Here is a 19,663-nt window from a genome sequence, read left to right as displayed (position 1 = left end):
AAAAAACTTTTAATCTTTTTAATGTGTATAATCAGACATAAATCTATAAAATCACCCTTTTACACAAAACAACTTTCAACTTTTTTAATGCATCTTTTTAACGTATTTTTGGGTTATCAATGCATAATCATCCATTTAAAGGTGTAATCATGACTAAAATAGGTGACAGGATAGCGCAGCTACGCAAGCAAAACGGCTGGTCGCAAACAGAATTTCCAAAAAAATTGGAGCTTCAAGAGAGGCTATTGGCAAGTATGAACGCAACGAAGCCTTACCCTCGGTAGAGACGGCAAAGAAAATCGCCGATGCATTCAGCGTAACGGTGGATTACCTTGTAGACGAAACTGCCCGGCCTACTTTTGATAAACTCACCGAGAGAAGACTTCAGGATATTGAAGCACTTGCACCGGAAGACAGGAGCCATTTGATGGCCTTGATGGATGCTTTTCTAAGGGATGCCAAAACGAAAAAAGCTTACGCTTCGTAAATTTGACGACATGAACAATACTATAATTATCCATACCGAAAACAAGGAGCAGGAAAACGCCCTCAAGGCTTTTGCCAAAGCGCTTAAAATGAAGTTTGAAGTAGTCAAAGAAAAGCCATATGATCCTGAGTTTGTAGCCAAGATTGAAAAGAGCCAGCAGGAATTTGAAGATGGCAACTTTACCGGGATTGAAAAGAAAGACCTGAAAAGCTTCCTTGGCATAGAATGACCTACCAACTGGAATTCTCCGGACAGGCAATCAAAGACATTGATTTCCACAAAAAAACCGGCAACAAGGCCTTGCTCAAAAAGCTCTTCCAACTCCTGGAAGAACTGACTGAGCACCCCACATCAGGCACCGGTAAACCGGAACAGCTAAAGCACAACCTCGCAGGCTTCTGGTCAAGAAGGATCAGCCAGGAGCACAGGCTTGTTTACAAAATCATGGAAAATGAAACCGTACGGATTTATTCTGCCAAGGGCCACTATTGACGAAGAATGCGCTGCAATTGCAAGATGTGGCCGGACATTTCTTCAAAAGGCAAAGATAAGTCTGGTGGGGCAAGGGTCATCACCTATACCAAAATAGTGGAAAGTTTTGTCTATCTGCTTGCCATTTACAGTAGGTGGAAAAAGGAAAATATCTCCAAAAAAGAACTGCAAAAACTGCTGCTAAATCTGCGATGAAAGAACATTTGTCAGCCCGCTTCATGGATTATCTGGAAGATAGCCCCATACGGGAAAGCCTTCCCAAGGACCCAAAAGAAGTTATCCTCTCATTAAGGTATTTCTCATTTGAATTATTTTGACAGGAGGAAATAGTGAAAATGAAAAAGATTTTTAAAAGAAGATCAGGCTTGATGTTAATTAATCTGCTCATCATCAACTAAATTGAATAAAACATACCTGAATACATCATCAGTATAATCTCTTTCAAAATGATTGTTTGCGGATAAGTAAAGTCCATCTTCACCAATGAAATAATTAGAAAAGGTATATACCTCATTTTTTTCAAAGAGATGTTCTCCCAAAATATTCAAATCTTTGTCCAAAATCATTACGCCCATAGTTGGCCTTGACCAATTTAAGGTTCTTAGTACTTCTACAGATTCTTCATCATCCAATTCAAAACCTGGATGAAAAAAACGATAGAAAACATCTCTAAAAGGATCATAAATCAAAACAGCATATTTGTCAAAAGTCAATCGATTGATCAAACCCTGGTTGACCCCCGAAGGAATTTCATTTACACAATCAAACCGCCTAATATATCTGGATCTTACCTCCTTCGTCTCAATGACTTTGCGGGAAGAAATATCAAATACTTGAATTTGATGATCAAATATAGAGGCTAGATAAAGTTTATTTCCTCGCTGCGTCCAGGTAAGGTCACTCATCTTTTTTCCATTCCGCCAATAATCATCAGGATAAAAAACGTCATACCAATCAATTTCATCCTTTATAAAATCATAACTGTATAACAATTGGTGTTTTTCTATGTCTTTTGGATCCATTCCATGGTGATTCATAAAGTAGGGTTGCAGGCCAAAAATCTTATGTTTGCTCTGAATGAGTGGTCTTTGTAAATCACTTGTCAAAAAAGTAATTGGAATGGTTGTGTTTTCTACTTTTTTCTTTAATAGAACTTTACCATCAAAATTTATCAATCCTATTGCAGGAGAACTAAATGTAATCCAAATTGAATCTTTTCCAGTCAATGTTCCCCCGGACAGTCCCCCTACACCATGTGGTCCATCAAAATCCAGAGGAACTTCCCGGACAAGATCACCATTTGAAAAATCAAGGAACTGGAATTTTTTCACCAAATGATTGTATAAAAATAAATACTTGCCTGAATCAGACTCAATCAACTGAACTATAGAAGGATTTCCAAATACCAATTCATGGGGATTTAATTCGATTTCTTTGACTTTGATTAATTTGATATGATTCTCCTTTTCCGGGTTTTTACAACAAAACATTAAAAATAATAGCCCAAATAATATTTTTTTTTTCATAGTTTTTCCTTAGATAAAAATAAGGAAGAGAAATTGTTTAAAATCTCTCTTCCCCAATTTTGAACCAAATTTACTTAATTCTGTTCTTCTGATTCACATAAACAAGGTGTTTCAAATACCAACACTTTACATCCATCTGCAGGGCTTCCCGGACTATCATACCATTCGCACAGACTCGAAGAAGATGCCAATGCTGCATTGGAATTTTCCTTTGAAAACATGCCAATTCCCACTAAAAGAAATAAAGCCAACATTAAGAATAAGCTAATTTTAATAGTTTTTTTCATGATTTAATATTTTAGGTTAGGATTAAAAAAAAAACTGAAATCCTAATTTTATGTCTTATATTTAGTTATGAAACTAAAATTTCTAATAGGAAGGAAATAACAAAAAAGCCATGACAGTCTATCCAAATTCAATCCTTATCGTCTTTGTGCTTGTTCTGGTTGCATTCCCATTTCGGATTTCTGCACAGGATGGGCCTCAAATGTTCAAAGCAAGGAATACGGTTTATCTTGAAATAGGAGGAAATGCAGGTCAATATGCTTTCAACTATGGTTATTTATTTCATCAAAAGAAAGCATTAAAGTTGATAGGAAGTGTTACTTTCACTTTGGGCAGATCCGTTAGCGGGCTCCACGATTTGGAATCCTGCTTTGCCTCTGGAAATTTCCGCCATACTGGGAAAAAGCAGGCATCACCTTGAGCTTGGTCTTGGTATAACCCCATTTTTGCAAGCCGAAATAAATTCATCTTTTGAATCAGGCGTTTTGGTTCAAACAAAAGGTCCCAATCATTTAGCAGCAATACTTCCTGTAAGAATCGGGTATCGGTATCAAAAACCGGATGGGGGTTTGTTTTTTAGAGTAGGATACACGCCATTTTTCAAACTTCAAAAGAATGCTGAAGAAGGACCTATGTTCCAAGCTATCCATGCTGGATTGGGCTTAGGGTGGAGTTTTTAAAGATGGAATAGTTTAAGGATTTCCGACTTACATCAAGAGAATTTTATATTCCTTTGATTTTGGTACTTCATCGTTTCTAAACCAATTCCTAAATGAAAAGAAACGGTCCCTTTAAGGTAAAAGCCAATTATTTTAAAATAAAAAAATCAAACAAAATCCTCCCCTTTTATTTTTGCATCTTTGACAAATTCCCTGAATTTTTTTTCAGAATCCAGTTTGCAGATCAAAAGCACATTATCGGTTTCATTGACCAGAAAATTTTCCAGTCCGTCGATGACCACCAGTTTTTCAGGAGAGACCTTGATATAAGAATCTTTGGTATTGTATAAAAGGGCATTGGCCTCTATCACATTGTTATTGCTGTCCTTTTTTTGGATTTCATGTAGACTCTGCCAAGAACCCATATCCGCCCAACCAAAATCACCCAGGACCACATAGACATTTTCTGATTTTTCCATGACACCATAATCAATGGAGATATTTTTGAACATGGAATAAGCGCGGCGGAGAAAGGGTTCTTCCTCCTCTGAATAGAAAAAAGGTGCGCCTTCTTCAAAAACCTCCGCGATATCCGGCATGTATTGTTCGAAAGCCTTGATCACACTACCGTTTTTCCATACAAAAATTCCTGAATTCCACACAAAATCACCACTTTCCAGAAAAGTCTTGGCCAGTTTGATGTTGGGTTTCTCGGTAAAGGTTTTGACCTTTTTGGCTTGGCTTTTCGGGTCATTGATGTATTGAATATACCCATAGCCAGTTTCAGGCCTGTTGGGTGTAATCCCTATCGTAATCAGTCGTCCGGGTTCTTCCGCTGCATTGAGGGCATTGTTCATTCTGGCCATAAAAGTGGAATCATTGATGATCAGGTGATCAGAAGGGGTCACAATGATCTTTGCTTCCGGATCTGCTTTTTGAATCCTGTAGCTGGCGTAAGCGATACTGGCAGCTGTATTCCGTCGGAGAGGTTCGGATAGGATTTGTTCGGGCTTTAAATCTGGCAATTGATCCATGACCAATTGAAGGTATTTGAAATTGGTGACCACACACACCTTATCTGGACCTGAAATCTGCAAAAACCTATCGTAAGTCATCTGTAACAGGGTTCTGCCCGTGCCTAAAATATCTAAAAATTGTTTGGGATTGTTGTTTCTGCTGTAAGGCCAAAAACGGGAGCCAATGCCACCGGCCAAAATTACGATATAGGGTTTTTCCTGCATGATTCGATTTAGACGATTCCTTCCTTCATTAAATCATGGATATGAATCAAACCCTTTGTTTCTTTTCCGTCCATGGCAACCAATTGTGTGATATTGTATTCCTTCATGATGTTTAAAGCCCTGATGGCATATTCAGATTGATCAATGGTCTTCGGGTTGGCCGTCATGATTTCAGCAGCCCTTATCTTACTGAGGTCTGGCTCTTTTTGAAGCATCCGTCTTAAATCTCCATCGGTAATGATCCCAATCAATTCATCACTTTGATCCAATACCATGGTAGCTCCCAATCTTTTCCCACTTATCTCCATGATGACTTCAGAAAGCTTGGCGTCGAATTTTACAATGGGAACCATATCAGACACCACATCTACTACCCTAAGATACAATTGTTTTCCCAAAGCACCACCAGGATGGTACTTTGCAAAATCATCACTGGTGAATCCTCTGGATTCCAGTAAACAAACCGCAAGGGCATCTCCCATGGCCATATGGGCTGTTGTACTGGTCGTTGGTGCTAAATTGTTGGGACAAGCTTCTTCTTTGATGGTACAATTCAGCACAAAGTCAGCATGTTTGGCCAGATAACTATCCGTGTTGCTGACCATGGCAATCAATCTGGAACCTAGTCTTTTCAATAAGGGTACGAGAACCTTGACTTCAGGAGTGTTGCCGCTTTTGGAGATACAGATCACCATGTCTTCCTGCTGAATCATTCCAAGGTCACCATGAATTGCATCCGCCGCATGCATAAAAAGTGCTGGGGTCCCAGTGGAATTCATAGTAGACACGATTTTGTTGGCTATAATGGCGCTTTTACCCACTCCTGTGATTACCACCCTACCTTTGGAATTTAAAATGGCCTCAACACAAGCAGCAAAATCATCATCTATGAAATTAACTAAATTTTGAATGGCTTCTGCCTCTGTTTTGAGAACTTTGATAGCACTTAATTTAATATTTTTTGCTAACTTCAATTTTGCGGTAGTTAATTATTAAATTTGTTACAAAGGTAAAAAAGAAATCCTTTAAAGTTTAATGAATGGCCGAGTGCAACTCATTAAAAAGATTCAAAAGTGGATAAATTAGCAAAAGAAAACCTTAAGGAAATCTTTGGATTCAATCAGTTCAGAGGAACCCAAGAAGCCATTGTCAAAAACATATTAGCCGGTCACAATACTTTTGTCATCATGCCAACCGGTGCGGGTAAATCACTTTGTTACCAACTGCCTGCCGTAAGCAGTGAAGGAACAGCCATCGTCATATCTCCTTTGATTGCCCTGATGAAAAATCAGGTGGACCAATTGAATGCATTTGGCATCAATGCCTACTTTCTCAATTCCACCCTGAACAAGTCAGAAATCACCAAGGTAAAAAAAGAAGTCAGTTCGGGGAAGACAAAATTACTCTATGTGGCACCAGAATCACTGACCAAGGAAGAAAACGTTGCCTTTTTGAAAAGCGCCAACATCAGTTTTGTTGCCATAGATGAAGCACATTGTATTTCAGAATGGGGCCATGATTTCAGACCCGAATACCGCAAAATAAAAGCCATCATAGCCCAGATTGGGACCAAATTGCCAGTCATTGCCTTGACTGCCACCGCCACGCCGAAAGTGCAGCAGGACATTCAGCGCAATCTCCAAATGGAGGAGGCGGATTTGTTCAAGTCTTCTTTCAATCGCCCAAACCTATACTACGAGGTAAGGCCAAAAGTAAAGAATGAAACGAAGAAACAAATCATCAAATTCATCAAAACCCACAAAGGAAAATCGGGCATCATCTATTGTCTCAGCAGGAAGAAGGTAGAAGAAATCGCTGAACTGTTGAAGGTCAACGGTGTCAAAGCGGCCCCCTACCATGCTGGACTTGATTCCAATGTAAGGATCAAAAATCAGGATGATTTTCTCAATGAAGAGTTAGATGTCATCGTTGCTACGATTGCTTTTGGGATGGGCATTGACAAGCCTGATGTAAGGTATGTCATCCATTATGATGTACCCAAATCACTCGAAGGTTACTACCAAGAAACCGGAAGGGCTGGAAGAGACGGGCTTGAGGGGCATTGTGTCATGTTTTATAAATTCGATGATATCATCAAGCTTGAAAAATTCAATAAAGACAAACCTGTAAATGAACGCGAAAATGCCAAAATTCTTTTAGAAGAAATGGCGGCTTATGCCGAAAGCTCTATGTGCCGTCGGAGGGTTTTGCTTCATTATTTTGGTGAGTTTATGGACAAAGACTGTGGATTTTGTGACAACTGCAAAAAACCCAAAGAAAAATTTGAAGCCAAGGAAGACATCCTGATCGTTTTGGAAGCCATCAAAGAAACCAATCAAAGGTTCAAATTGGACCATATCGTTTCGGTGATCCGAGGAGAAAAAAATGAATACATAGAAAGCTACAAGCATGATCAGCTTCCCGTTTTTGGCAAAGGAAAACAGGAAGAAGAAAGACACTGGAAGACCATCATCAGGCAAACCATGATCATCGGCCTTCTTGAGAAAGACATTGAAAACTACGGCGTCATAAAATTAAGCGATCGTACCGAAGAATACCTTCAGGAACCGTATTCAGTCACATTAAGTAAAGATCACGATTTTGAGGAGATGATCGAAAATGAAAGCAGTGAAGACCCTGTAAATGGGGCTAAAGCCTATGATGAGCGTTTGTTTGAAATGCTCAAGGTGGAGAGAAAAAAGGTCGCTAAGACCAAAGGACTTCCCCCTTATGTGATCTTTCAGGATCCCTCTCTGGAAGAAATGGCTACAGTTTATCCCACTACGAGGGATGAATTAGCCCAGATTAATGGGGTTGGAATGGGAAAAGTCGTTAAATTTGGAGCACCTTTTCTCAAACTTATCGAGAATTATGTAGAAGAAAATGATATCATCACTGCCTCCGACGTGGTGGTGAAAAGCTCAGGTACCCGATCAAAGGTTAAAATATCCATCATCCAGCAAGTAGATAGGAAAATCGACCTGGATGAAATTGCCAACAACCTAAATATGGAAATGACAGAGTTGCTGCAAGAAATTGAACAGATCATCTACAGCGGTACCAAGCTGAACATCAACTACTACATAGAAAACATCATGGACGAAGAGCGGGAGGACATGCTCCATGAATACTTTATGACAGCCGAGTCAGACAACATCAAAGTCGCTTTGAAAGAGTTAGAAGACGAGGATTTCGCGGAGGAGGAGATCAGGGTTTACCGCATTAAATTCATCTCCGAACACGCCAATTAAAACCGAACCCAATCAATGAATATATTACTTCTTGGAAGTGGAGGACGCGAACATGCTTTCGCGTGGAAAATTGCCAATAGCCCAAAATGTACACAGCTTTTTGTAGCACCTGGAAATGCAGGCACTTTACAAATAGCCACCAATGTAGAAGACTTGGCGGTTACTGATTTTGAAGGGATCAAAAGATTCGTTCTGGATCATTCAATTGATATGTTGGTGGTAGGTCCAGAAGAACCTTTAGTTAAGGGCATAGTAGATTTTTTTGAGAAATTCCCGGAAACCCGAAACCTTCCCATCATAGGCCCTAGCCAAACAGGTGCAACTCTGGAAGGGAGTAAGGATTTTTCCAAACGATTTATGAAAAGGCATGGGATTCCCACAGCGGCATCTGAAACTTTCACTGCTCAATCAATCAATGAGGGGCTGGTTTTTATCAAGTCACAGCCAACTCCCATTGTGCTCAAAGCTGATGGTTTGGCAGCAGGTAAAGGTGTGTTGATCTGCGAAACCCATGCAGAAGCAGAAAAAAATTTCAAGGCAATGTTGCTGGATGAAAAATTCGGGGAAGCTTCCAAGAAAGTGGTGGTTGAAGCTTTTTTGGATGGTATCGAACTATCAGTCTTTGTAGCAACTGATGGAGAAAGTTATAAAATATTGCCAGAAGCAAAAGATTACAAAAGAATCGGTGAGAAAGACCAAGGTCTGAATACCGGAGGGATGGGTGCGGTCAGTCCTGTACCTTTTGCCACCACTTCTTTTATGAAAAAGGTGGAGGAAAAAGTAGTTAAACCAACCGTCAAGGGTTTGAAGGAAGAGAAAATCAAATACACGGGATTTCTTTTCATCGGATTGATGAATGTGGATGGCGATCCATTTGTCATAGAATACAATGTAAGGATGGGAGACCCTGAAACCCAAGCCGTGCTTCCCCGGATCAAAAGTGATTTTGTTGACCTACTATATGCCATGGGTACCGGCCGCTTATCAAACTACCAAATTGAATTGGAAAGCTTCAGCACTTCCACAGTGGTCATGGTGGCGGGAGGTTATCCCGATGTATATGAAAAAGGGAATCCTATCGAGGGACTTAACACCGCTCAAAAAGACAAAGTGCTTACTTTCCATGCGGGTACTAAAATGGAAAAAAACGGTCAAGTAACCACCCAAGGAGGAAGGGTTTTGGGAATTACGGGAATGGGCAACAATCTCGAGGAAGCATTGGATAAAACTTATGCAAGAACCAGGGAAATCTGCTGGAAAGATGTCTATTTCAGGAAAGACATTGGGCAGGATCTATTGAATTTTGGTAAATGATACCAAAAAATTTCACGAAGAACCGAAAGTTGGTTCTCTAAATATAAATTTTATGTCAGGATGTAATAGCTGCTCTACACAGAGTGGATCAAGCGGAGGCTGTCAAAATAATGGTACATGCGGTACCAGCGATTGTAATAAAATGAATGCTTTTGACTGGTTGGCCCACATGAAGATTCCAGCCGTCGATAAGTTTGATATCGTAGAGGTAAAATTCAAAGGAGGCAGAAAGGATTATTTCCGCAATGTGGATTTCATAACGCTAAACACCGGAGACCCAGTCGTGGTAGATGTCCCCAATGGTCACCATATAGGTTATGTTTCTCTGCAAGGTGAACTCGTTCGCTTACAGATGCAAAAGAGAAAGATCAAAGATGATGATAACATACTGAGGATTTACAGGCTCGCCAACCAGAAAGACCTTGAGAAATGGGAGGAAGCCAGAAATAGAGAAATCCCTACGCTTTACCGCACCAAACAGATCATTGACGAGCAGGGTTTGCAAATGAAGCTTTCGGACGTTGAATATCAAGCTGACAATTCAAAAGCTACCTTTTACTATTCTGCAGATGATAGGGTGGATTTCAGAGAGCTGATAAAAGTCCTGGCCTCAGAGTTCAGAATCCGGGTGGAGATGAGGCAAATCAGTCTCAGACAGGAAGCTGGAAGGCTTGGTGGGATTGGGGTCTGTGGTAGGGAACTTTGTTGTTCTACCTGGATACATGATTTCAAAAGTGTAAGTACTTCAGCAGCCCGGTATCAAAATCTTTCCCTAAACCCGAGTAAACTTTCCGGCCAATGCGGTCGCCTCAAATGCTGTCTCAATTATGAACTTGATACGTACATGAGTGCATTGGAGGACATCCCCAATGTGGAAAAACCCATAGAGACTGAAGCTGGACTGGCCAAACTTGAGAAAACAGATATATTCCGAAAACTGATGTGGTTCAGTTACAACAATGAAAACAACTGGCATTCGATAGATTGTGAGCGGGTGAGTGAAATGTTGGAGTTGAATAAAAAGGGCATAAAACCTTTTAATCTAAAGCACAATAAGGCTTTTGAAGACGTAGAAGTGGAAACCAAGACCAACAGAGACCTTGAAATATTAGACAAAAAATTCAGTACCAGCAAGAAAAAGAAAAGGAAACCACGGCCCAAAAACAGGGCAAGAACAGAAAACCAGCCCCTTAAAACCGACCAAAAGCCAACGGCCAATGTCAGCCCAAATAACCAGGCAACAAGAAATCAAAAACAGGGTGGTAAGTTCAAGAAACCTCAGCCCCAAAAACAGAACCAAAACCAAAATAGGCAGTCTGAAAATACCGCTCAAGGAGATAAAAAACCATCAGGCAGAAACAGGGGGCCTAGAAGAAAACCAGGGCCTAGGAATCCAGCCAAGGACGGCCAAAATAAAGGAAAAAATGAAGAGTAAAATAAAGCAGGTTTCCCTAATTTTGTCAGCGCTTTTTTTGGGATTGTCAGCTTGTGACGACAGCAGAGTGTATGAATCCTACCAAAGTTTGCCCGGGATGAATTGGCACGAATCAGATACCGTATCTTTCGCGCTGAGCACACTACCGGATCAAACTTTATCCGGGACCATTGGCATCAAGTACAATGGTGACTATGAATTCCACAACCTTTATGTCAAATATTTGTTGACCGATAGCCTTGGCAACTTATTGCAAAATGAATTGATTAATGTGGGTTTGTTTGATTCTAAATCCGGCAAGCCGCTGGGGAAGGGGTTTGGCAATACCTACACCCAATTTGACAGCATTCCATTTTTAGCAAATGGCACCGGGGGCCTTGAGGTACATTTCATTCAATATATGCGGGTAAATCAATTGAAAGGCATAGAGTCGGTTGGGATTAAAATCAACAAGTAGATTTCACATCCGCTTAGACTGCTCCAACTTGGTTTGTAGTAAATCCTCCTTGTCCAACCAAAACTGTCTACTGTAAAGAAAAAGCACAGGCCAGCCCTTACTTTTTAAAAGTCTGGGATGGTAGACAAAAGCTTCCTTGATGCTTTTAGCTGCATATAGCCGCTGATCATCGGTAAGCAAGGCAGCGGTGTATTTGCCATGATCCAAAAGCTCCAGGTCCATGGCTTTGGAAAGTCGGCTAATTCGCACATCATGACTCCCGTAAGTACCCGTCAGTTGGTTGCTAAGGGACCATTGTAAATCAAACCCGGTCGGCTTTTCTTCCTTAATACCTATTTCTTTGCCTTGACATATTTCTTCCACATAGCGAATGTAATCCCTCAGACAAAGGATTCCTTCGTTCTTCAATTGTTGGGGATTGAAATCAGTAGGTTTTAGGCTGGTAACCAATACCACTCTTCTTTTTGCCCTAGTTACAGCCACATTGAGCCTATTTCTTCCACCTTTTTGGCTCAATAGCCCAAAATTAGCCACAAACCGGCCCGTTTTGTTCTTGGCATAACCCGTGGAAAAAATGACTGTGTCAAATTCATCTCCCTGCACATTTTCAATATTTCTGACTTTGATCAGATCTATTTCTTTGGCAAATTTTTGGGAAACCCCCTCTTGGATCAACTCCATTTGGAAATAATTGAAAGTTACTATACCAACAGTTTCCTGAGGAAAGGCTTTAAGTGTCGCTTCCAGAATATCCCAAACCTTCTGGGCTTCAGTTTCATTTTTTTGATGCTCCCAAACACCATCCACATGAAATAACCGATAAGCAGCTTTGTGGTCAGTCAATGAAGAGAGTTCCGGAAGCATAGAAAGTCTACCTTGATAAAACTGTTCATTGGAAAACTGTATCAGATCCAGAGATCTGCTTCGGTAATGTCCTTCCAGAAAAAAAGATTTAAAATAGGCTGCACAAAGGTTCAACAGTGATTCGGTTTCAAAGGGCATGCCCTCGTCTTCTGTCTCCAGCCTGACTTGATAAAGGTCAAATGGGGGCAATTGTTGACTGTCTCCTGCGATCACCACCTGCTTTCCTCTAAGCATGGCTGGAAGGCCTCTTTCAACAAAACATTGAGAAGATTCATCAAAAATCACCAAATCAAAAATATCTTCCATAGGAAAAAGTGCGGAAACGGTTTCCGGAGAAGCGAGCCAACAAGGCAAAAGCTTGAATATTTCAGTCTGGTAATTTTCTACGAGTTTTTTTATACTCCAAAGCCTTTTCTTTTTCTGCGTTTGATGGGCAAGTTCCCTGTAACTAACCTGGTTTTTAAGTCTATTAAACTCAAGCCCTTGATAGGTTTTTTCCCTTAATCTGACCTCGGCAATGTACCTGCTAAGTTTGAGTTTCTCTTCTACAGCCTGGTGTAGTTCCTCCAATATTGATTTCATTTTTGGCGTACTTACCATCTGAAGAATAGGGTATTTGGATTCAATGTGCTCGATCCAGCTAAGGGTCAACCCTGCCAAAAACATCTCTTTCAATGTCTCAAAGGTCCTGCCGGGATAATCTTCCAAAAGGCGGTGCATTACTTCCAAGTCTACCTCCCTCAGTCTTTCCTTGAGTTGGTCATAAGCCACCAAGTCAGGAAAATCACTGTTGAGGTTTTTTTGTATTTCAAGTAACCTTTCTGATTCAAAATTGTCCATGAGGTGCTTGATTTGGATGGAACTGAAATAAAGCTTCCAATCCCCCATCCTTCTCCCCATTTCTTCGTGTGATGCAATTAGTTTTTCCAGCTCCCCACTGAAATTTTCAAAAGATTCCGAACTGTTGATCAGCTGAAAAGCCACCGTATCCAGTTCTTTGATCAATAGTCTTGATTTGGCCACCTCCATTTGCTGAATGGCAAAATGATGGAAAACTTTAAAATCAAAAGGCTTCGCCGGCAAATCCAACCATTTTTTGCTTTTTAATAAGCTGTATTGATGGTTTAGATTTAGGCGGTTTTCAAGTTTTCCCATCAGATGTCGCAGGTCTTCCTGGTCGTTTTGAAGACCGTTCTTTTCCAGCATGTCCCACACCTTTTGGAATTTTTGTCTCTCCAAGTTAAGCATCAATGATTTGAACCAAGAATCTTTGATTTGAAGGACTTGTATAACCTTTTGATAGTTTTCTTCGACTTCACTGTCTGCAGAACTCCACTCAATCCCTTCCTCTCCCAACAATTTTTTGATGGTGTCAAATTTACTACCCAGCCATAACAAATCGATTTTTGAGGTTTTTACCCCTATCAGTTCTTTTAACTTGAAAAAATTATCTTCATTGTGGATCCATTTTTTCAGTTTCTTTAAACGTACTCTTTGTTCCGGATTGGTATTGATCATGGAAAAATTAAAGGAATCCGGCAATAAACCCTTAAAATCACTTTTAAAATTCAGTTTCCAGCGATTGATCTCATCTAAAGTATCTTTCATCCTCCGGATTGCTCCAACCTGAAAATTGGAAAAATTGACCCTGTGGAGCCAAAAGGATTCAGAATGATGGAATTTTTCGTGGTAAACAGCAAATTCTTCGAAATCTCTTAAAAAGTCTTGTAAGTTATCCCAATGGTAAGATTTGTAATAATGATGTAAGTCTACCATGTCATCTTTGATAGAGCCAGTCACATAAAGTTCCTTTACTGGGGTGCCGCATTCCTTTTGATCAAAAAGGGCTTCTCTGAAATCCTCAAGGGTGTCAGCCATGCCATCAATTCTCCTGCTTAATTGACTATAATCCCTCTCCAGTTGTATGACACTTAAACTTCGGTTTAACTCCCTATATGTTTCAATGGCTTGAATCTGATGTGATATTTTCAAAAAAAGTGCTTTTCTGTCCATTCTAAAATCATGAACCATGGCCAAGAAGGATGAAAACCCTTGTTGTTTGAGTCTAGAAAACACCACGTCCAAAGCAGCCTTTTTTTGGGAAACAACCAAAACCTTTTTGCCACGGGAAGCATAATCCGCAACCAGGTTACAGATCAGTTGTGACTTTCCGGTTCCAGGGGGGCCTTCTACTACACATGACTCTCCTCTCCTTACTGCTTTCATCACTTCCTCCTGACTTGCGTCCAAGGAAAAAGTAGCGTACATGTTGTCTTCTCTTGGTAATAAAACTCCTTCCTCATCTGGAGAAAACCGGTTGGCGAAAAAATCCTCCAAGTTCCCTTCATGTTTGATTTTTTCCATCAAATCCTCATAATCCTGAATCAAAAATGAGCTTTTTTGAGAAAATTGACCCAAGACAGCATAGGGCTTGAGTTTTAACATCCCTTGATTCCAGCTTTTTTCATCTTCCACTCTGCCGGAATCTTCAAACGAAACCAATTTGTCTTCAAAGAGCTCCTGATTGAAGTTAAGATCAATACCCTTTTTAAGGTAGGCATACAAATCCGTCCTAAATCCCGTGGGGTCCTTGCTGAAATCTTCCAAGGATTGTTCTAGCCAATCCTTGTCGAGTGAAACCTGATGGGCATGGGCATACGCCAGTAAAAAAGCCTTATTGAGTAGGGGTAAGTAGCCTTGATTTTTACTGATCAGCCATTGGTTATCCTGCAAAACCAGACCCACAGGAAAAAATATCAAGGGGCACTTTATCAATGCACCATTGGCAAGTTTACCTTCTATAAAAGGCCAGCCGACAAATAAGGTATGTTCACCAGTTTCCTCTGCAGCCAGTTTTACCTTTTGTTGAAGCCTTCTGAGCTTTTGGGAGATGGCATTTACATTCTTGTCTCTGGGATCTAAATGCGGAACCAAGGGAATCTTTTTCTTCCTCCCCAACAACTCGGTGATGTAAACAAATGCTTTGTGATGGTTTAAAAAATCAAACTCTTTCAGATCCAACATTTGAGTGGTGATCAGCTTTGGCAGGTAAATGGACCTATTTCTGCTAGATAGATCAATTAGCCTGTCCAGGTAAACCTGAAAGATTTTTTGCAACATAGATGACTATTTAAATGGGGAATCTTTTTCTTTGGCCATGGTTTTGTAAACTAAATTATCCATCAACCCAGGGACCCATTTATTTAAGAATACGGCCATTTTTCCTTGTCCAGTCAGTACAAGATCTCTTTTTCTTTTGAGCGTAGCTTTTAATATTGCTTTTGCCACCGCTTCAGCAGTCATCATGGAAGCTTCTTCCCGAGGAGACTCGCCTTGTATGGAGCCGTCCGCCTTCAAGGCATTGTTCCGGATATTTGAAGCTGTAAATCCTGGACAGGCAACCAAGACATGGACCCCCTTTTTCATCACTTCTGTGCGCAGGGATTCCAAAAATCCGTTCATTGCATATTTACTGGCCGTATAGGCTGTCCTGGCAGGGGTACCCCTGTAGCCATTGATAGAGGAAACCCCAATAATTGAACCTTTGTTGTGTTCTATTTCTGGCAGGCAATATTTGGTGGCATATACGGTTCCCCAGAAATTGGTATCCATGACCTGTCTAAATACATCCAGGCTCAAGTCTTTAAAAAGGGCTCTCATGGAAATACCGGCGTTGTTGATCAAAATGTCAATACGGCCAAAATGTTTTAGCACCAATTTGGCCATTTCTTGATTGTCTTCCTCTTTACCGGCATCAGCCCTGACCCCATAAGCATCAATCCCTTCACTTTGTAATATCAATAGACTTTGGTCGATTTTGATTTGGGATCTACCGGTGATGGCTATCTTGGCGCCTTCCTTGCCAAAAACCATGGCACAGGCCTCCCCTATTCCAGAAGTAGCACCGGTTATCAACACAACTTTTCCTTTTAATTTCACGGTATTTTGGATGAATAATCAACTAAATATAAAAATTTAACATCAGGTCTTCTTCTAATTTAGGTGATTCTGCTGATTTTTTTTAAATCTTACATTAATAATTGCAATTAAACATAGGGTAATGTGGCTCATTTTAAGATTTTCCCGAAGCCCACAAAGACACATCTCTTTGTTTTTTTTGAAATATCTAAAAGTGATTGGTCATTGTGTAGGCTTGTTGGGAGCATTCAATGCTTCAATATCACTTTTACTTAGAATTTAGGCGTCCTTCCACTTTACAATTTTTAGCCCACTCAAATTCGTATTTAGTAAATTAGAATTATTGGACAAATAAACAGGTTTGTTTTTGATCTCTGAAAGGCTTGTAAGCTGATTTTTCTTAATTTTGCACCCTATGTCGAGAAAGATGAAGCATAAGGTGATCGAAAACCTTAGAATCGAAAAAATAGCCACAGAAGGAAAAAGCCTCGGGTATCATGAAGGAAAGGTAGTCTTTGTTGCAAATGTTGCCCCTGGAGATCTAATCGATGTTCGGATTACCAAAGGTCGGAATTCCTTTATGGAAGGCGAGGCAGTACGAATTATTGAATACAGTGAAAACAGAACCACCCCGTTTTGCGAGCATTTCGGCACATGTGGCGGCTGTAAATGGCAACATTTACCTTACGAACTTCAAAAGGATTTTAAGCGTCAACAGGTAATCGACCAGTTTGAGCGTATCGCCAAAGTGGACATACCGGAAGTGATGCCCATCATCGGATCCCACAAGACGCAATACTACAGAAACAAGCTTGATTTCACTTTTTCCAACAACCGTTGGCTTACCCGAGAGGAGATTGATTCGGGTGCGGATTTCGAGCGAAATGCTTTGGGGTTTCATATTCCGAAAATGTTTGATAAAATCGTGGACATCAACCATTGTTACCTTCAGGGCAACCACTCAAACGAGATCAGAAATGCATTGAGAAAATTTGCTTTGGATCAAGGCATATCCTTCTATGACATCCGTAATCAGGTCGGGGTTCTTCGCAACCTGATCATCAGAACAAGCAGCACAGGAGAGATCATGGTGATCGTGCAGTTTGGGGAGAACGATCAGGAGGCCATACATCTGGTAATGTCCCATATCAACGCTCTTTTCCCAGACCTTACCTCTCTTCTTTATATCATCAATCTGAAGAAAAATGAAACCATATCCGACCAGGAAGTCATTACCTTTGCCGGGCAGGATTATATCGATGAAGAAATGGATGGACTGAAGTTCAGAATCAGTGCCAAATCCTTTTACCAGACCAATTCAGAGCAAGCCTATGAACTTTACAAAGTGGCCCGTGATTTCGCAGATTTGCAGGGAAATGAAGTGGTCTATGATCTATACACCGGTACCGGTACCATTGCCAATTTTATTTCCAAAAGTGCCCGGCAAGTGATCGGCATTGAATATGTACCAGAAGCCATAGCAGATGCCAGACTCAATGCCTCTATCAATGGGATTACAAATACCCTTTTTTACTCTGGGGATATGAAGGACGTCCTGAATGATGATTTTATGCTACAACATGAGGCACCTGATGTGATCATCACAGACCCTCCAAGGGCGGGGATGCACGAGGATGTGGTCAACATGCTGTTGCGTTTAGATGCTCCAAAAATAGTTTATGTCAGCTGCAATCCTGCAACCCAAGCTAGGGATACCGCTTTGCTTTCCGAAAAGTATCATGTAGAGAAAATTCAGCCAGTAGACATGTTTCCGCATACTTATCATGTAGAGAATGTAATCTTATTAACCAAAAAACCATGATTTCAGATTTCAATGATCCAGAATTGGATGGAAAATACCTAGGAACCATTACCAAAGATTTTATCAAGGTATCTGATCTTCTCAAAGAGGCCGCTTATCAGATCATTTCCAGAAAATTCTCCAAATATCCCATTTTCCCTATTTCAAAAGAGGAACAACCCATCGGTAACCTTTTTTTGGGGCGGACGGAAAAAGATTTGGATTGGAATTATTACATCACTTACCTGGATGAGTTTGTTCAACGTAAGTTGATCGCTGAGGGTGCCTTGGAGGATTTTCAAAAGTCTTACAAGGACCCGGATGAATTCTGTTGCCTTTTTGTCATAGATCAAGCATTCACCAGTTTTGTTTATGTTCCTTACCCCAATGATTAGACTTTGGACAGCATTTCAAAAATCGAATAGCTTAAGCAAAGATTTTTTTCTTGGAGTGGTGATTTATAGTGGTTTACTAGTCCTTTATTGTCAATTGAACTATTTCAAGGAAAAATCCCGATTTTGAGTTTTTTTAAATATGTCATTTTTACACGAATTCAAGGTAATAATACGAATTTTGGATGATTTCAGCTTGAATTTTAAAAAATGCTGCCAACAAAAGCAGTCTTTAATTTTGGTAATTCTTCAAGTAAAAACGCTTTTTCAGACAATAATTTTTTAACTTAGGATATGATAGAATTTCAAATAAAGCCTTGTACTGCCTTGAGCATTAGTTGCAACCGATTTCAGTAATTGACCTGAATCATGCGGACAGAATTAAATGTATTTTATACATTTTTTCCTAAAGCCATTTTTAAAATATTAAAGGCAACTGAAGAATTGGAGTAAAGCCCATTTCATTGATTCTGGATTTTTTTTGCCACTTGTGTAAGTTGAGGTAGGTTTGAAAGAAAAAATAGTACAATTTGAAAATGCAGTCACTATATTCCTAAAAGTATTTAACCATTGACCCATATACCTATGAACCAAAATCTAAAACCTATTTTAAGTTGCCTGATTCTTTTTTTCTTTTTTTTCAACTTTCAAACTGGCATCTCACAACAAATTTCAAAAGAAGAAATGCTCTTTCTCACTGCGGAGTGGCAGGGGGAAAGATTTGAGGACGGAAGGCCCAAAGTTTCGGATGACCTGATCGAAAGAATGAAATTGGTCACACATGAAGAAGCATGGGCTGTCATGAATGGAGCTGGCTATAAATATCAATATGCTGAGGGCTGGCAGATCATCAATCCCGACAGTGTACTGGTTGGAAGGGCTGTTACCGCCACATTTACCCCAGGTAGACCTGATATCCACAAAGCCATAGATGACAGAGGAAAAAGTGAAGGGAAGAAAGGCCAAAATGTATGGCCTGTTGATGTTTTGGTACAAGGCGATGTCTATGTGGCCGACCAGTTTGGTATCCATGTAGGAGGACCCACCATAGGTGATAATGTAGCCAATGCGATCTATGCCAAATCCGGAAACGGGATTGTTTATGATGGTGCAGTGAGGGATATCGTCGGATTAAAAGAATTGGGTGGATTTACCTCTTTTTTCACCAGCTACCATCCCTCACACCACAATCAGAGAGGTGATCTGAATACCATGCTGATCGGTATCAACCGGCCGACAAGAATCAGACAAGTCACCGTAATGGCTGGAGATGTAGTATTAGGTCGAGATGGAGCCGTCTCCTTTATCCCTCCACATTTGGCAGAGAAAGTAGTGGTTACTTCCGAAATTGTCCGATTGAGAGACATGTTTGGGCATGAACGGATCAGAGCCGGAGTATACACGGCAGGTCAGATCGATACAAGGTGGGCTGAAGACATTGAGCGGGATTTCTCCAGTTGGTTGAATGAGCACATTGACGAATTGCCGGTACCCAAGGAACAAATTCAGGAAATCCTTAAAACCAGAACCTGGTAAAATTT

The 19,663-nt window shown here is 40.4% G+C and carries 18 protein-coding genes and 1 pseudogene; 13 read left to right on the top strand and 6 right to left on the bottom strand.

What is annotated here, in order from left to right; all coding sequences use genetic code 11:
- Positions 1-196: 196 nt before the first annotated feature.
- The 5 genes and pseudogenes from H1A14_RS23320 to H1A14_RS00790 form a co-directional block, all read left to right on the top strand.
- Positions 197-322 (top strand): annotated as a pseudogene (locus tag H1A14_RS23320) (helix-turn-helix transcriptional regulator); the annotation flags it as partial.
- Positions 323-487: a hypothetical protein gene (locus H1A14_RS23315; protein ID WP_317174837.1), complete on the top strand. Its 165-nt coding sequence runs from the start codon at positions 323-325 to the stop codon at positions 485-487.
- A gap of 10 nt (positions 488-497) precedes the next feature.
- Positions 498-716, top strand: coding sequence for a DUF2683 family protein (locus tag H1A14_RS00800; RefSeq protein WP_194774301.1), 219 nt, complete (start codon positions 498-500; stop codon positions 714-716).
- The gene (locus tag H1A14_RS00795; RefSeq protein ID WP_194774300.1) at positions 713-979 is read left to right on the top strand and encodes a Txe/YoeB family addiction module toxin; all 267 of its coding nucleotides are present in this window, start codon (positions 713-715) and stop codon (positions 977-979) included. Before H1A14_RS00800 ends, H1A14_RS00795 begins: the two co-directional genes overlap by 4 nt.
- Positions 980-985: 6 nt before the next feature.
- Entirely contained in the window at positions 986-1,174 is a 189-nt protein-coding gene (locus tag H1A14_RS00790) for a hypothetical protein (RefSeq protein WP_194774299.1), read from the top strand.
- 176 nt (positions 1,175-1,350) lie between these two features.
- Here the strand turns inward: H1A14_RS00790 and H1A14_RS00785 are convergent, their stop codons facing one another.
- A complete protein-coding gene (locus tag H1A14_RS00785; protein ID WP_228527549.1) occupies positions 1,351-2,469 on the bottom strand; it encodes a DUF4221 family protein in 1,119 nt (372 codons plus the stop codon).
- A 110-nt stretch (positions 2,470-2,579) separates the two neighbouring features.
- Positions 2,580-2,792 (bottom strand): hypothetical protein, encoded by a 213-nt coding sequence (locus H1A14_RS00780; protein ID WP_194774297.1) that lies wholly within the window; start codon positions 2,790-2,792, stop codon positions 2,580-2,582.
- Positions 2,793-2,902: 110 nt separating this feature from the next.
- On the opposite strand from H1A14_RS00780, the gene H1A14_RS00775 reads away from it, so the two are divergent.
- A complete protein-coding gene (locus H1A14_RS00775) occupies positions 2,903-3,211 on the top strand; it encodes a hypothetical protein (protein WP_194774296.1) in 309 nt (102 codons plus the stop codon).
- Positions 3,212-3,616: 405 nt separating this feature from the next.
- On the opposite strand, the gene H1A14_RS00770 is transcribed toward H1A14_RS00775, so the two are convergent.
- On the bottom strand, positions 3,617-4,690 hold the full coding sequence (locus tag H1A14_RS00770) for a mannose-1-phosphate guanylyltransferase (protein WP_194774295.1): 1,074 nt from the start codon (positions 4,688-4,690) through the stop codon (positions 3,617-3,619).
- 8 nt (positions 4,691-4,698) lie between these two features.
- Positions 4,699-5,664, bottom strand: a complete 966-nt coding sequence (locus H1A14_RS00765; RefSeq protein WP_194774294.1) for a KpsF/GutQ family sugar-phosphate isomerase — start codon at positions 5,662-5,664, stop codon at positions 4,699-4,701.
- A 99-nt stretch (positions 5,665-5,763) separates the two neighbouring features.
- Between H1A14_RS00765 and recQ the strand changes: the two genes are divergently transcribed.
- The 4 genes from recQ (at position 5,764) to H1A14_RS00745 (ending at position 11,147) form a co-directional block, all read left to right on the top strand.
- Positions 5,764-7,941 carry a DNA helicase RecQ gene (recQ, locus tag H1A14_RS00760; protein ID WP_194774293.1) on the top strand — a complete coding sequence of 726 codons (2,178 nt, stop codon included), beginning with the start codon at positions 5,764-5,766 and terminating at the stop codon, positions 7,939-7,941.
- 15 nt (positions 7,942-7,956) lie between these two features.
- A complete protein-coding gene (gene purD, locus H1A14_RS00755; protein ID WP_194774292.1) occupies positions 7,957-9,255 on the top strand; it encodes a phosphoribosylamine--glycine ligase in 1,299 nt (432 codons plus the stop codon).
- Positions 9,256-9,397: 142 nt separating this feature from the next.
- Entirely contained in the window at positions 9,398-10,690 is a 1,293-nt protein-coding gene (locus tag H1A14_RS00750) for a PSP1 domain-containing protein (RefSeq protein ID WP_228527482.1), read from the top strand.
- Positions 10,680-11,147, top strand: coding sequence for a gliding motility lipoprotein GldH (locus tag H1A14_RS00745; protein ID WP_194774290.1), 468 nt, complete (start codon positions 10,680-10,682; stop codon positions 11,145-11,147). The genes H1A14_RS00750 and H1A14_RS00745 overlap by 11 nt, the downstream gene beginning before the upstream one ends.
- A 3-nt stretch (positions 11,148-11,150) precedes the next feature.
- Here H1A14_RS00745 and H1A14_RS00740 read toward each other — a convergent pair whose 3' ends face one another.
- Positions 11,151-15,131 carry an AAA domain-containing protein gene (locus H1A14_RS00740; protein WP_194774289.1) on the bottom strand — a complete coding sequence of 1,327 codons (3,981 nt, stop codon included), beginning with the start codon at positions 15,129-15,131 and terminating at the stop codon, positions 11,151-11,153.
- Between the two features lie 6 nt (positions 15,132-15,137).
- Positions 15,138-15,950: an SDR family oxidoreductase gene (locus tag H1A14_RS00735; RefSeq protein WP_194774288.1), complete on the bottom strand. Its 813-nt coding sequence runs from the start codon at positions 15,948-15,950 to the stop codon at positions 15,138-15,140.
- Positions 15,951-16,344: 394 nt separating this feature from the next.
- Between H1A14_RS00735 and rlmD the strand changes: the two genes are divergently transcribed.
- From rlmD to H1A14_RS00720, 3 genes are all read left to right on the top strand, one after another.
- Positions 16,345-17,751 carry a 23S rRNA (uracil(1939)-C(5))-methyltransferase RlmD gene (gene rlmD, locus H1A14_RS00730; protein ID WP_194774287.1) on the top strand — a complete coding sequence of 469 codons (1,407 nt, stop codon included), beginning with the start codon at positions 16,345-16,347 and terminating at the stop codon, positions 17,749-17,751.
- On the top strand, positions 17,748-18,125 hold the full coding sequence (locus tag H1A14_RS00725; RefSeq protein WP_194774286.1) for a hypothetical protein: 378 nt from the start codon (positions 17,748-17,750) through the stop codon (positions 18,123-18,125). Before rlmD ends, H1A14_RS00725 begins: the two co-directional genes overlap by 4 nt.
- Before the next feature lie 582 nt (positions 18,126-18,707).
- Entirely contained in the window at positions 18,708-19,658 is a 951-nt protein-coding gene (locus H1A14_RS00720; RefSeq protein ID WP_194774285.1) for an RraA family protein, read from the top strand.
- Positions 19,659-19,663: the final 5 nt, after the last annotated feature.

The sequence above is a fragment of the Pararhodonellum marinum genome, from assembly GCF_015354735.1.
Lineage (GTDB): Bacteria > Bacteroidota > Bacteroidia > Cytophagales > Cyclobacteriaceae > Pararhodonellum > Pararhodonellum marinum.
Note: the sequence above shows the minus strand (reverse complement) of the source record. Positions and strands in the feature narration are given on the sequence as shown.